Genomic DNA, 13,852 nt, shown 5'->3' with positions numbered 1-13,852 from the left:
GGGGATCCGTCATGCAGGAGATGGTCCGGCTCACCGCCGCCGACGGCCTCAACCGCGATGTCGGCGGCAGCCATGACCGCGCGGGAGCCGAATGCGCCCGGGCCCGCACCCTCGACATCCTCGGCCGGCACGTCGGCTAGGGGCATGGCAGCGGCGGTCCTTGCCGACCAGGCCGGCGCGGGGATGATGGCGGCGACGCACGAAAGCGCCGCTGAAACGCCGCGATTCCAGTTGACTTAGGGTCGAGACCCGAGCCGGACGAATGATGAGCGCCGTCGCTGCAGCAACACCCCAGGACAAGCCCGAGCCGACCGGCACGCCGCCTTTCTCCGGTTTCGAACGGATGATGGCCTTCCGCTATCTCAGGGCGCGGCGCAAGGAGGGCTTCATCTCCGTCATCGCCGGCTTCTCCTTCGTCGGCATCATGCTGGGGGTGGCGACGCTGATCATCGTCATGTCCGTCATGAACGGCTTCCGCGTCGAGCTCCAATCCAAGATCCTCGGCTTCAACGGCCATATCGTGGTGACGCCGACAGAGACGCCGCTGACCGACTTCGAGGCGGTGGCGCAGCGCATCTCCGGGGCCGCCGGCGTCAAGCTCGCCGTGCCGATCGTCGAGGGCCAGGCGCTGGCATCCTCGCCCTTCAACGCCGGCGGCGTGCTGGTGCGCGGCGTCAGGGCGGCCGACCTGGAGAAGCTGCCCTCCATCGGCCAGAGCATCAGGGACGGCACGCTCGACAAGTTCGACGACGGGCACGGCGTGATGGTCGGCTCGCGCCTCGCCGAGCAGCTCGGCCTGCGCCTCGGCGACAACATCACGCTGGTCTCCCCGCGCGGGGCGGCGACGGTGTTCGGCACCACGCCGCGCATCAAGGTCTACCCGATCGTGGCGATCTTCGAGATCGGCATGTCGGAGGTCGATTCCAACTTCGTGTTCATGCCGCTCGCCGAGGCGCAGGCCTATTTCAACCGCAACAACGACGTCACGGCCATCGAGATCTATGTCGACGACCCCGACAGGGTCGACGAGGCCCGCGACGCCATCCAGGCGGCGGCGGGACGCCCGATCACGATGACGGACTGGCGCCAGCGCAACGTCACCTTCTTCACCGCCCTGGAGGTGGAGCGCAACGTCATGTTCCTGATCCTGATGCTGATCATCCTGATCGCCGCGCTCAACATCATCTCCGGCCTGATCATGCTGGTGAAGGACAAGGGCTCCGACATCGCCATCCTGCGCACCATGGGCGCGACGCGCGGGGCAGTGATGCGTATCTTCCTGATCACCGGAACGGCGATCGGCGCCACCGGCACCTTCGCCGGCTTCGTGCTCGGCGTGGTGGTGTGCACCTGGATCGAGCAGATCCGGCAGTTCGTGTCCTGGCTCACCCAGACCGAGCTGTTCGCGCCCGAGCTCTATTTCCTCTCGCGCCTGCCGGCCAAGATAAACCCCGGCGAGGTCACCGCCATCGTGCTGATGTCGCTGATCCTCTCGGTGCTCGCCACGCTCTATCCCTCCTGGCGAGCCGCCCGGCTCGATCCGGTCGAGGCGCTGAGGTACGAGTGATGGCCGATCCGGCACTGCAGCTTCACGTCGTCGAACGGCGCTACCGCCAGGGCGAGGCCACGCTCGACATCCTGCGCGGCGCCGATCTCTCCGTATGGGCGGGCCAGTCCGTGGCGCTGATCGCCCCGTCGGGCGTCGGCAAGTCGACGCTCCTGCACGTCGCGGGCCTGCTCGAGCAGCCCGACGGCGGCGACGTCTATGTCGGCGCCGAGCCGACCGCCAGCCTGGACGACGGGGCGCGTACCCGGCTGCGGCGCACCGGGATCGGCTTCGTCTACCAGTTCCACCACCTCCTGCCGGAATTCTCGGCGATCGAGAACGTCATGCTGCCGCAGCTCATCCGCGGCCTCACCAAGGCTCAGGCACGCGAGCGGGCGGGCGAGCTCCTGGCCTTCCTCGGCCTCGGCCAGCGCCTGACGCACCGGCCGGCGGAGCTCTCCGGCGGCGAGCAGCAGCGCGTGGCCATCGCCAGGGCCGTCGCCAATGCGCCCAAGGTGCTGCTGGCCGACGAGCCGACCGGCAATCTCGATCCCGGCACGGCGGACCATGTGTTCGCGACGTTGACCGCGCTGGTGCGCGCTTCCGGACTTGCGGCGCTGATCGCCACCCACAACATGGATCTCGCCGCCCGCATGGACCGGCGCGTCACGCTGCGCGACGGCAAGGTTGTCGAGCTGGCCTGAGACGCGCGGTCGATAGCCGGCTTGCTACCTCTGGAGCGGCGTTTTCAGAACAAACCGAACACGCTTTGCGACGAAACGCCGATGCGGTGCTTGACAAAGAACAAAAATGGAACATGATGCATACATCCAGTGATCGGGAGGATCGTATGCTCGCTCGTTTCGCAGAAGATGCCGCTGCGCTGGCTTCCATGGGCGTGTTTTTGGCCATGATCGCGGTCTGGGGCGGCTTCGTCACCGGATTCTGACCAAAAGTTATCCACAACCATCCACAGCTCGTCTACAGGCTGGGGACGATACACCCGCGCCCCGCGGTCGCGGCTTGGTTTGCCGGGGCCAGGGCGGCAAGCTCGCCACTCTGACAAAGGGGTGCGGTGATGAGTCGGGCGAGTGAAATGGTCGGCGCGGGCTTCGTGCACCTGCATGTGCGGTCGGCTTATTCGCTGCTGGAAGGGGCGATGAAGGTCGGCAAGATCGCCGACCTCGCCAAGGCGGACGGCATGGCCGCCGTCGCCATCACCGACACCAGCAACCTGTTCGGGGCGTTGGAGTTCTCCGAGAAGCTTGCCGGCGCCGGCATCCAGCCGATCGTCGGCGTGTCGCTCGCGGTCGACTTCGCCGACCGGGAGGAGGGGCCGGACCGCCGTCTCCCGCATCTGCGCCGCCTGCCGCGCCTGATCCTGCTGGCCCAGAGCGAGGCCGGCTATGCCAATCTGATGGCGCTTTCCTCCATGGCCTACGGCGAGGCCGGCGCCGCGGCCGAGCCGCACCTCGCCGCCGCCGTGCTGGCCGAGCGGGCCGAGGGGGTGATTGCTCTGACCGGGGGCCCCGGCGGGCCGCTCGACGTCGCCTTCCGCGACGGCCAGCCGGCCCTGGCCGCGGAGCGCGCGGCGCTGCTGGCGCAGGCCTTCGCCGATCGCCTCTATGTCGAGATCCAGCGCCACGGCACCGAGGAGGAGCGGCGCCTCGAGCCGTTCCTGCTCGACCTCGCCTATGCCAGGGGCCTGCCCCTGGTCGCCACCAACGAGTGCTATTTCGCCGCGCGCTCCGACCACGAATCGCACGATGCGCTGCTCGCCATCGCCGAGGGCCGCATCCTCGCCGAGACCGAGCGGCGGCGCCTGACGCCCCAGCACTATTTCAAGAGCCGGGCGGAGATGCGCTCGCTCTTCGCCGATCTGCCGGAGGCCGTCGACGCCACGGTGGAGATCGCCAGGCGGTGCGCCTTCCGGGCTCGCACCCGCAAGCCGATCCTGCCGCGCTTTTCCGTCGGTACCGGCACCGAGCCGGTGGACGAGGCCGGCGAGCTGCGCCGCCAGGCCGGCGACGGGCTCGCGGCGCGCCTGGCCGCGCACGGCACGGCTGCCGGGCGCAGCGAGGGCGACTATCGCCAGCGCCTGGAGTTCGAGCTCTCGATCATCGAGAAGATGAAGTTTCCCGGCTATTTTTTGATCGTCTCGGACTTCATCAAGCACGCCAAGTCCAAGGGCATCCCGGTCGGGCCCGGCCGCGGCTCCGGCGCGGGCTCGCTCGTCGCCTATGCCCTGACCATCACCGACCTCGATCCCCTGCGCTTCAGCCTGCTGTTCGAGCGTTTCCTCAACCCCGAACGCATCTCGATGCCGGACTTCGACGTCGATTTCTGCCAGGACCGGCGCGATGAGGTCATCCGCTATGTCCAGGAGAAGTACGGTGCGGACCGGGTGGCGCAGATCATCACCTTCGGCTCGCTGCAGGCCAGAGGCGTGATGCGCGACGTCGGCCGCGTCCTTGAGATGAGCTACGGCCAGGTCGACAAGCTGTGCAAGCTGGTGCCGCAGAACCCGGCCAACCCGGTGACCCTCGCCAAGGCGATCGAGGACGAGCCCAAGCTGCGCGAGGCCGCGCAGGCCGATCCGGTGGTCGAGCGCATGCTGACCATCGCCAAGAAGCTGGAGGGTCTCTACCGCCACGCCTCGACCCACGCGGCCGGCGTGGTGATCGGCGACCGGCCGCTCACCGAGCTGGTGCCGCTCTATCACGACCCCAAGACCGCCATGCCGATGCCGGCCACCCAGTTCAACATGAAATGGGTGGAGCCGGCCGGGCTGGTGAAGTTCGACTTCCTCGGCCTGAAGACGCTGACCGTGCTGCAGCGCGCCGTCAACTTCATCGCCCAGCGCGGCATCGGGCTGGACCTCGCGGCTTTGCCGCTCGACGACGACAAGACCTACCAGATGCTGGCGCGCGGCGAGACGGTCGGCGTGTTCCAGGTTGAAAGTCAGGGCATGCGGCGAGCGCTAGTCGACATGCATGCCGACCGCTTCGAGGACATCATCGCCCTGGTGGCGCTCTATCGTCCCGGCCCGATGGCCAACATCCCGGTCTACAACGCCCGCAAGAACGGGCGCGAGGACCCCGACTACATGCTCGACCAGATCAAGCCGGCGCTGGAAGAGACCTATGGGGTGATCATCTACCAGGAACAGGTGATGCAGATCGCGCAGATCCTGTCCGGCTACACCCTGGGCGAGGCCGACATGCTGCGCCGCGCCATGGGCAAGAAGATCAAGGCGGAAATGGACGCCCAGCGCGCGCGTTTCGTCACCGGTGCGGTCGAGCGCGGCATTGCCAAGGCCAAGGCCGACGAGATCTTCGACTATCTCGCCAAGTTCGCCGACTACGGGTTCAACAAGAGCCACGCCGCCGCCTATGCGCTGCTGACCTACCAGACGGCCTGGCTGAAGGCCAACCACCCCGTCGAGTTCATGGCCGCCTCGATGTCGCTCGACATCTCCAACACCGACAAGCTGGCCGAATTCCGGCTGGAGGCGCGGCGCCTCGGCATCAAGGTCGAGCCGCCCTCGATCAACCGCTCCGGGCCGGATTTCGAGGTGCACGACGGCGCCATCCGCTATGCGCTCGGGGCGGTCAAGGGCGTCGGCATGGCGGCGATGCAGCGCCTGATCGAGATCCGCGGCGCGGAGCCCTTCTTCGACCTCGCCGATTTCGCCCGTCGCCTCGATCCGCGCGCCGTCAACAAGCGCATGCTGGAGAGCCTCACCGCGGCCGGCGCCTTCGACGAGCTCGACCCCGACCGGGCCCGCGTCGCCGCCTCGATCGACGCGATCATGGCGCTGGCCCAGCGGGCCGAGGCGGAGAAGACCGGCGGCCAGTCCGACATGTTCGGCGGCGCCTCGCGGCCCGAGCCGCTCAAGGTCAACCCGGTCGAGCCCTGGGAGCCGGCCGACAAGCTGCAGCGCGAGTTCGACGCGGTCGGCTTCTTCCTGTCCGGCCATCCGCTCGACGCCTATGCCGCCGTGCTCGGCCGCCTGCAGATCCCGTCCTGGGTCCAGTTCACCCAGAAGGTGAAGCAGGGCGCTTCGGCCGGCCGGCTCGCCGCCACGGTGCTGTCGCGCTCCGAACGGCGCACCAAGACCGGCTCGAAGATGGGCATCATCATGCTGTCGGATGCCTCCGGGCAGTTCGAATCCGTGATCTTCTCCGAAGGCCTGGCGCAGTATCGCGACCTGCTCGAGCCGGGCACGCCGGTCCTGCTGACGGTGCAGGCCGCGCAGGACGGCGAGGACGTGCGGGCACGCATCGTCACCGCCGAGCGTCTGGACGATGCGGCGGCCAAGAACCAGCGCGGCATCCGGGTGTTCCTGCGCGGCGACCAGGCGCTGGACTCGGTGGCTCGCCGCCTCGGCCAGCGCGGTGAGGCCGAGGTCTCCTTCGTGCTGCAGATCGAGGAGGGGCGGCGCGAGGTCGAGGTGCGGCTGCCCGGCCGTTTCCAGCTCTCGCCGCAGATCACCAGCGCCATCAAGGCCATTCCCGGCGTGATGGCGGTCCAGCAGGTCTGAGGCGTCGCGGTCGGCGGATGCGGGGAGGGGGCGGCCCGGCGGCCGGGCCGGCCTGTTGACGGGCCCCGTCGATTCGACGCAAACAGCCTGCGCCGTGCCGCGGACGCCCGGGGGGTGGGTCCGCGGCGCTATCCCGCCGGCAGCGAAACGGGGCTTCGATGAGTTCGCGTGCGACCGAGACGAGACCCATGGACGTCTCCTTCGTCGAGGCGGAAGCCCTGTCGGTGCTGGTGGCGGACGATGCCGGACTCTGGCGCCGCTTCGTGCGCGAGGCGGTCCTCGCCTATGGCGGCACCACGACGGTGCACGAGGCGGCCACGGGCCTGCAGGCCCTCGACTGCCTGTCGAACAACCGCGTCGACGTCGCCTTCGTCGACCTCGCCATGCCCGAGATCAACGGCGCCGAGGTGGTGGAGAGGCTGCACGGCGCCCGGCGCATGCCCTTTTTCGCGGTCATCTCCGTCACGTCGGATGCCGAGCAGATCGCGCGCATGCGCCGTCTCGCGGCCTACGACTATCTCGTCAAGCCGTTCGACACCGAGGCGGTGCGGCGGGTGCTCGCCACCCATGAGCGCGTCACCCAGACGACCCGCGTGCTGCTGGTCGATGATTCCGGCACGACGCTCTCGATCATCCGCCGCCTGCTCGACCGCTCGATCTTCCGCCTCGACATCGCCGAGGCGCGCGACGGCGTCTCGGCCTTCGAGCTCTATGCCAGGCGTACGGCCGACATCGTCTTCATCGACCTCAACATGCCCGGCCTCGACGGGGCGCAGACGCTGCGCATCTTCCGCGCCTACAACCCGCATGTGCATGTCGTGCTGATGTCGGCGAGCCAGGATGCGCTGGACCAGGCCCGCGAGCTCGGCGCCAACGCCTATCTGAAGAAGCCGTTCCTGCCGCGCGACATCGACCTCGTCATGCATCGCATGTTCGGGCTGACGCTGCCCTATCACGACCTCGCGCCCTGACGCGGCCGCAGTCCGGCCGTGGGCGAAAACGGCGCGAGCGGCGCTTTGGCGCTTGCAAGCATCGACCCGCGCGCTTATAGAGCGCGCCATTCCACACGCGGACGAAGCGGCCGAAACCGCTCCGGTGCCGTGCTTTGCTTCGTCCTTTCGGGTGTGGCGGCACGGTGGATGTCCGCGGAGGCTCTCGAACCGGAGTTAACTCTCATGGCACTGCCCGATTTCTCCATGCGTCAGCTGCTCGAAGCCGGCGCCCATTTCGGCCATCAATCCCATCGCTGGAACCCGAAGATGGCCTCCTACCTCTTCGGTGTCCGCAACGGCATCCACATCATCGATCTCGCCCAGACGGTGCCGGCCTTCTATCGTGCGCTGCAGGCGGTGTCCGACACCGTCGCCCGCGGCGGCCGCGTGCTGTTCGTCGGCACCAAGCGCCAGGCGCAGGATTCGGTGGCCGACGCTGCCCGCCGCTCGGCGCAGTATTATGTCAATTCGCGCTGGCTCGGCGGCACGCTGACCAATTGGAAGACCATCTCCAATTCGATCCAGCGCCTGCGCAAGCTCGACGAGCTGCTCTCCACGGGCGCCCAGGGCGGCTACACCAAGAAGGAGCGCCTCGACCTGACGCGCGAGAAGGACAAGCTCGAGCGCTCCCTCGGCGGCATCAAGGACATGGGCGGCACGCCCGACCTGATCTTCGTGATCGACACCAACAAGGAAGACATCGCCATCAAGGAGGCCCGCCGGCTCAACATCCCGGTCGCGGCGATCCTGGATTCCAACTCGGATCCGGACGGCATCACCTACCCGATCCCTGCCAACGACGATGCCGGCCGCGCCCTGTCGCTCTATTGCGACCTGGTGGCGCGCGCGGCGCTGGACGGCATCTCGCGGGCGCATGGCGAGGCCGGTCTCGACATCGGCGAGGAAGCCGAGCCGATCGTCGAGGAGCTGCCCGTCGCCGCCGGCGATGCGGCGGAGCCGGCCGGCGAGGCCTTCGAGCTGCTGGCGGCCCCGCGCGGCGCGCCGGACGACCTCAGCAAGCTCACGGGTGTCGGTCCGGAGCTGGAGAAGAAGCTGAACGAGGGCGGTCTCTGGCATTATTGGCAGATCGCGGCGATGACCGACGCCGATGTCGCCAAGGTCGACGCCGACCTCAAGCTCAACGGCCGCATCGCCCGCGACGGCTGGGTCGAGCTCGCCAGGACGCTGGTCACCGCCTGAGCCCGTGCGCGGCGTCGCAGCCGCGCCACGGCTTTCTGGTTGTATCGGCCCGGCCGCTCTCCGGAGCGCCGGGCCGCTGCCCGTCGTCCACCGGGCCCGTGCCGCGGCCCATCACCTGTCCGCCCCCGGTGCGGCCCGCCCCGCGCGGTTCGCCGGCACGGCGCCAACGAGGATTTGAGACATGTCGAACATCACCGCCGCGATGGTCAAGGAACTGCGCGAGACGACCGGCGCGGGCATGATGGATTGCAAGGCGGCGCTGACCGAGGTCGGCGGCGACATCGAGGCCGCGATCGACTGGCTGCGCAAGAAGGGCCTGTCCAAGGCCGCGAAGAAGGCCGGCCGTGTCGCCGCCGAAGGTCTGGTCGCGGTGCTGGTCGACGGCGTCAAGGGCGTGGCCGTGGAGGTCAATTCGGAGACGGACTTCGTCGCCCGCAATCCGGAGTTCCAGGAGATGGTGGCGACCATCGCCAAGGTGGCGCTCACCGTCGGCGACGACGTCGAGGCCATCAAGGCGGCCGCCTATCCCGGCGGCGGCACGGTGGATGAGAAGATCGCGGCGACCGTCGCCAAGATCGGCGAGAACATGACCCTGCGCCGCGCCAGGGTCGTCGGTGTCGGCGAGGGCGTCGTCGGCAGCTATGTCCATTCGCCGGTCGTTCCCGGCCTCGGCAAGATCGGCGTGCTGGTGGCGCTGGAGACGGCCGGCAAGGGCGAGAAGCTGCCCGAGCTCGCCCGGCAGGTCGCCATGCACATCGCCTCCGCCAATCCGATCGCGGTCGATGCCGACGGCGTCGATCCGGCCACGGTCGAGCGTGAGAAGACCGTGCTCGCCGACAAGTATCGCGAGCAGGGCAAGCCCGAGGCGGCGATCGCCAAGATCGTCGAATCCGGCATCAAGACCTATTTCAAGGAAGTGACGCTGCTCGAGCAGCCCTTCATCTTCGACACGGCCAAGACGGTCGGCCAAGCCCTCCGCGAGGCCGAGAGCGCGGCCGGCGGCGCCATCAAGGTGGCCGGCTTCGTGCGCTACGCCCTCGGCGAGGGCATCGAGAAGGAGACCACCGATTTCGCCGCGGAAGTGGCGGCGCAGGCGGGCACGCGCTAAGCTCCGCGGCGGACAAGCGGTATCGAGCGAGTCGGAAGGGCGGCCACGAGCCGCCCTTTTTGCGAGAACAGTCGGACATGAAGGAGAAGGCGATGGCGGCGCTTCCCTATAAACGGGTCCTGGTCAAGCTCTCCGGCGAGGCGCTGATGGGCACCGAGCCCTTCGGCATCGACCGGGCGACGGTGCGGCGGATCGCCGAGGACGTCATCGCCGCGGTCAAGCTCGGCGTCGAGGTCGCGGTGGTGGTCGGCGGGGGCAATATCTTCCGCGGGTCCCAGATCGCCGGCATGGGCCTGTCGCGGCCGGCCGCCGATTCCATGGGCATGCTGGCCACCGTCATGAACGTCATCGCCCTGGAGGCGCAGTTCACCTCCCTCGGTCAGCCCGCCCGCGCCATGTCGGGCGTCGCCATGCCCTCGGTGGTGGAAACCTACACACGCCAGCAGGGCATGGAGCACCTGTCCAAGGACCGCGTGGTGCTGCTCGCCGGCGGCACCGGCAACCCGTTCTTCACCACCGACACCGGTGCGGCGCTGCGCGCGGCCGAGCTCGAATGCGACGTCCTGATGAAGGCGACCCAGGTCGACGGCATCTACACCGCCGATCCCAAGAAGGATCCGACGGCCACCCGCTTCGACCGCATCAGCCATGACGAGGTGATCCGTCGTGATCTGAAGGTGATGGATACGGCGGCCTTTGCCCTTGCCCGGGAGGCCAGCTTGCCGATAATCGTGTTCTCGATTCATCAGGCCGGTTCGATCGCGAGCGTGCTGCGCGGCGAAGCCAGCTGTACGCTGGTCACGGCTTGATCGGGCAGCCGAGGCTGCCGGAGAACTCCGAGATCGTGCCGGGTTTCCAACCTGCCCCTGGGGTAGACCGGACGCTCCGCACGGCATAGTGAAGAAGACTGAGGGCACCATGACCACCTCGTTCGATCTTTCCGAAGTCAAGCGCCGCATGGACGGAGCGCTCGCCGCCCTCAAGCACGAACTCGGCGGCCTGCGCACGGGCCGCGCCTCGGCCGCGCTGCTGGAGCCGGTCCAGGTGGACGCCTACGGCTCGCACCTGCCGATCTCCCAGGTTGCCACGGTCTCGGTGCCGGAGCCGCGGCTGATCAGCGTGCAGGTCTGGGACCGCGGCATGGTCGGCGCGGTGGAGAAGGCGATCATGAATTCCAATCTCGGCCTCAACCCGCAGACCGAGGGCCAGGTCATCCGCCTGCGCATCCCCGAGATGACGCAGGACCGCCGCAAGGAACTGGTCAAGGTGGCGCATAAATATGCCGAGGCGGCGCGCGTCGCCGTCCGCCATGTCCGGCGCGACGGCCTCGACCTGCTCAAGAAGGCCGAGAAGGACGGCGGCATCAGCCAGGACGAGGAGAAGCGCTTCGCCGACCAGGTGCAGAAGGCCACGGACGGCATGATCCTCGAGGTCGACAGGATCCTGGCGGGCAAGGAAAAAGAGATCATGCAGGTCTAGTCTTCGCTCGGGCGGGACTGGGCGCAGGGGCCAACCATGACGATGAGCGAGATGATGGAGGGGCGGGGCGCCAAGCTGCTTGCGCGAACGCCGCGCCATGTCGCCATCATCATGGACGGCAACGGCCGCTGGGCCGCCAAGCGGATGCTGCCGCGCTTCGAGGGCCACCGGCGCGGCGTCGAGGCGCTCCGGCGCACGGTCCGTGCCGCCGGGGACCTCGGCATCGCCTATCTCACCCTCTACTCCTTTTCTTCGGAGAACTGGTCGCGCCCCAAGCCCGAGGTCGACGACCTGATGGGGCTCCTGAAGCGGTTCGTGCGCAACGACCTCGCCGAGCTCCACGCCGGCAATGTCCGGGTGCGCATCATCGGCGAGCGCGAAGGCCTCGATGCCGAAGTCGCCGGCCTCCTGGCCGAAGCCGAGGACCTGACGCGCGCCAACACCGGCCTCACCCTGGTGGTCGCCTTCAACTACGGCTCGCGGCAGGAGATCGCCGCGGCGGCGCGGCGCCTCGCCCAGGCCGTGGCCGAGGGGCGGCTCCAGGCGGCCGAGATCACGCCGGAGCGGCTCTCGGCGAGCCTCGACACCGCCGATATTCCCGACCCGGATCTGGTGATCCGCACCTCCGGCGAGCAGCGGCTCTCCAACTTCCTGCTGTGGCAGGCGGCCTATGCCGAGTTCGTCTTCCTGCCGATCCTGTGGCCCGACTTCGATCGCTCGGTGCTGGAGGCGGCGCTCGCCGAATATGCCGGCCGCGAGCGGCGGTTCGGCGGCCTGGAAGCGGGCCGCACCCGCCAGGGGACGCATGGCTGACGCGGCCTGGTCCGATCTCGCCCGGCGGGCCATCTCCGGCATCCTCATGGCAGCTGCTGCCCTCGCCGCCGCGTGGTGGGGCGGCTGGTGCTTCGCCCTGTTCTGGGCCGTTGCCGCCGGTGCGGTGCTGGTCGAGTGGATCGGCATGGTGGTCGGGACCCGTGCGCCCGCGGTGCTCGCCACCGGCGGCACCGCTCTGGCGGCTGCGGCCCTGGCGGCGGCGCTCGGCCAGGCCGCTGTCGCCGTGGCGGCGCTGGCCGTCGGCGCCGCCGGCGTCGGCATGCTGCTGCGCGGCCGGCCGCAGGCCGTCCTCGCCGCCCTGGGCGTGCCCTATGCCGGGGCTGCCGTGGTGCCGATCGTGCTGCTGCGCGCCGATGCGGCCTATGGGTTTGCCGCGACCCTGTTCGTCTTCGCCGTGGTCTGGGGCTCGGACATCATGGCCTATTTCACCGGGCGCACACTGGGCGGACCCAAGCTCTGGCCCCGGGTCAGCCCGAAGAAGACCTGGTCCGGCTTTCTCGGCGGCACGCTGTTCGGCGCGCTCGGAGGCTGGACGGTGGCCGCCGCCGCGGGAGCGGGCGCCACGGCGGTCCTGCTCGGCCTCGCCGTCGTGCTGGCGGTGGTGTCGCAGGGCGGCGATCTTCTGGAATCGGCGCTGAAGCGGCGCTTCGGCACCAAGGACGCCAGCCATCTCATTCCCGGGCACGGCGGCGTCATGGACCGGCTCGACGGCTTCGTGGTGGCGGCGCTCGTCGCCCTGGTGCTCGGCATGCTGGGCAGTCCCCTCGCGCCGGCCCGGGCGCTGCTGGCGTGGTGAGCGCCGGCGTGTTAACCAAAACATGAAACCAATCGTTAAAATTGTTTGCGCCGCATCACGGCTGCGCCACGATGCGCTGGCATAGGCGGAGCACCAAGGGCGCCGCCGCGATCGGGCCAGCCAATCGGGACAAGGACGTGACCATGAACTTCGTTGCCAGCCTCGGGACTCTCGGAGGCAGCACGCTCGGCTATGTCGTGCCGTTCCTGTTCGTATTGTCCATCATCGTCTTCTTCCACGAGCTCGGCCATTTCATCGTCGGGCGCTGGTGCGGCGTGCGCGTGCTGACCTTCTCGCTCGGTTTCGGCCCCGAGCTGTTCGGCTTCAACGACCGGCACGGCACACGCTGGCGGGTAGCGGCGGTGCCGCTCGGCGGCTATGTCAAGTTCTTCGGGGACGCCAATGCCGCGTCCATGCCCGACGTGCAGAAGAACGAGCTGATGACGCCGGAGGAGCGGGCGGTCAGCTTCTTCCACAAGCCGATCTGGAAGCGGGCGGCTATCGTTGCGGCAGGTCCGATTGCCAACTTCATTCTCGCAATTTTAATCTTCGCCGCATTTTTCTCGGTTTATGGCAAATTGAGCGTTACCTCGCAGGTCGGCGTCGTCATCGCCGGCAGCGCTGCCGACAAGGCGGGGATCCGGGCCGGCGATATCATCGTCGCGATCGACGGCAAGCCGATCGCTGCCTTCGCCGACATTCCGCACGTCGTCGAGCCGCTGGCCGACAAGACCGTGCCGATCGAGATCGACCGCAACGGCGCGCGGGCGACGCTGAGCGTCACGCCGACGCTCCGGGAGCAGCCGCCGGAGGCGACCAACCCGGTGCGGCAGGGCCAGCTCGGCATCCAGCCGGCGCGCGAGCAGCAGAATCCGTTCCAGGCGCTGTGGCTCGGCACCCAGGAAGTCGGAAACATCATTAGCCAGACCTTTTCGTTCCTGGGAAGCCTGGTGGCCGGCCATGGCGACACGCGCGACATGGGCGGCGTCGTCAAGATCGCCCAGATCTCCAAGCACGTCGCCGAATCGAGCGGCCTGATCGGGCTGATCTCGCTGGCGGCCTTCCTGTCGGTGTCGATCGGGCTCTTGAACCTGTTCCCGATCCCTCTCCTCGACGGCGGGCACCTCGTCTTCTACGCCATCGAGGCGATTCAGGGCCGCCCGCTGCGGGAAACGACCCAGGAGCTCCTCTATCGCGTCGGCCTCGCCTTCGTGGTGATGCTGATGGTGTTTTCCCTGGTGAACGACGTCATCCATCCCTTCGCGGGATAGCCAGTGGCGCGTGGGCAACGCTGTCCCAAAAAAGGGCAGGCCTCTTTGGAGCCCCGGTTGCACGCGGTTCGAAACCCTGTAGA

12 protein-coding genes are annotated in these 13,852 nt (G+C 68.6%); all 12 read left to right on the top strand.

Going from position 1 to position 13,852, the window contains the following annotated elements:
* Nucleotides 1-11 precede the first annotated feature (11 nt).
* Nucleotides 12-140, top strand: a complete 129-nt coding sequence (locus tag QO011_RS11640) for a hypothetical protein (RefSeq protein WP_307271878.1) — start codon at nt 12-14, stop codon at nt 138-140.
* 125 nt (nt 141-265) lie between these two features.
* Nucleotides 266-1,567 carry a lipoprotein-releasing ABC transporter permease subunit gene (locus QO011_RS11635; protein WP_307271876.1) on the top strand — a complete coding sequence of 434 codons (1,302 nt, stop codon included), beginning with the start codon at nt 266-268 and terminating at the stop codon, nt 1,565-1,567.
* On the top strand, nt 1,567-2,250 hold the full coding sequence (locus QO011_RS11630; protein WP_307271873.1) for an ABC transporter ATP-binding protein: 684 nt from the start codon (nt 1,567-1,569) through the stop codon (nt 2,248-2,250). Before QO011_RS11635 ends, QO011_RS11630 begins: the two co-directional genes overlap by 1 nt.
* Before the next feature lie 374 nt (nt 2,251-2,624).
* Entirely contained in the window at nt 2,625-6,089 is a 3,465-nt protein-coding gene (gene dnaE / locus QO011_RS11625) for a DNA polymerase III subunit alpha (RefSeq protein WP_307271871.1), read from the top strand.
* A 188-nt stretch (nt 6,090-6,277) separates the two neighbouring features.
* Nucleotides 6,278-7,060, top strand: a complete 783-nt coding sequence (locus tag QO011_RS11620; protein WP_307271868.1) for a response regulator — start codon at nt 6,278-6,280, stop codon at nt 7,058-7,060.
* Nucleotides 7,061-7,264: 204 nt separating this feature from the next.
* Complete coding sequence (locus tag QO011_RS11615; protein ID WP_307271866.1) at nt 7,265-8,281, top strand: 30S ribosomal protein S2; 1,017 nt, start codon at nt 7,265-7,267, stop codon at nt 8,279-8,281.
* Between the two features lie 181 nt (nt 8,282-8,462).
* Nucleotides 8,463-9,389: a translation elongation factor Ts gene (gene tsf, locus QO011_RS11610; protein ID WP_307271863.1), complete on the top strand. Its 927-nt coding sequence runs from the start codon at nt 8,463-8,465 to the stop codon at nt 9,387-9,389.
* A 77-nt stretch (nt 9,390-9,466) separates the two neighbouring features.
* Nucleotides 9,467-10,198: a UMP kinase gene (pyrH, locus tag QO011_RS11605; RefSeq protein WP_307271860.1), complete on the top strand. Its 732-nt coding sequence runs from the start codon at nt 9,467-9,469 to the stop codon at nt 10,196-10,198.
* Between the two features lie 109 nt (nt 10,199-10,307).
* On the top strand, nt 10,308-10,868 hold the full coding sequence (frr, locus tag QO011_RS11600; protein WP_307271857.1) for a ribosome recycling factor: 561 nt from the start codon (nt 10,308-10,310) through the stop codon (nt 10,866-10,868).
* Nucleotides 10,869-10,910: 42 nt separating this feature from the next.
* Nucleotides 10,911-11,681: an isoprenyl transferase gene (locus tag QO011_RS11595; RefSeq protein WP_307272338.1), complete on the top strand. Its 771-nt coding sequence runs from the start codon at nt 10,911-10,913 to the stop codon at nt 11,679-11,681.
* Nucleotides 11,674-12,498 (top strand): phosphatidate cytidylyltransferase, encoded by an 825-nt coding sequence (locus QO011_RS11590; protein ID WP_307271855.1) that lies wholly within the window; start codon nt 11,674-11,676, stop codon nt 12,496-12,498. Before QO011_RS11595 ends, QO011_RS11590 begins: the two co-directional genes overlap by 8 nt.
* Nucleotides 12,499-12,641: 143 nt before the next feature.
* Nucleotides 12,642-13,769, top strand: coding sequence for an RIP metalloprotease RseP (gene rseP, locus QO011_RS11585; RefSeq protein ID WP_307271851.1), 1,128 nt, complete (start codon nt 12,642-12,644; stop codon nt 13,767-13,769).
* The last annotated feature ends 83 nt before the right edge of the window (nt 13,770-13,852 follow it).

Origin of the sequence: Labrys wisconsinensis (genome assembly GCF_030814995.1) — a bacterium.
Lineage (GTDB): Bacteria > Pseudomonadota > Alphaproteobacteria > Rhizobiales > Labraceae > Labrys > Labrys wisconsinensis.
Note: the sequence above shows the minus strand (reverse complement) of the source record. Positions and strands in the feature narration are given on the sequence as shown.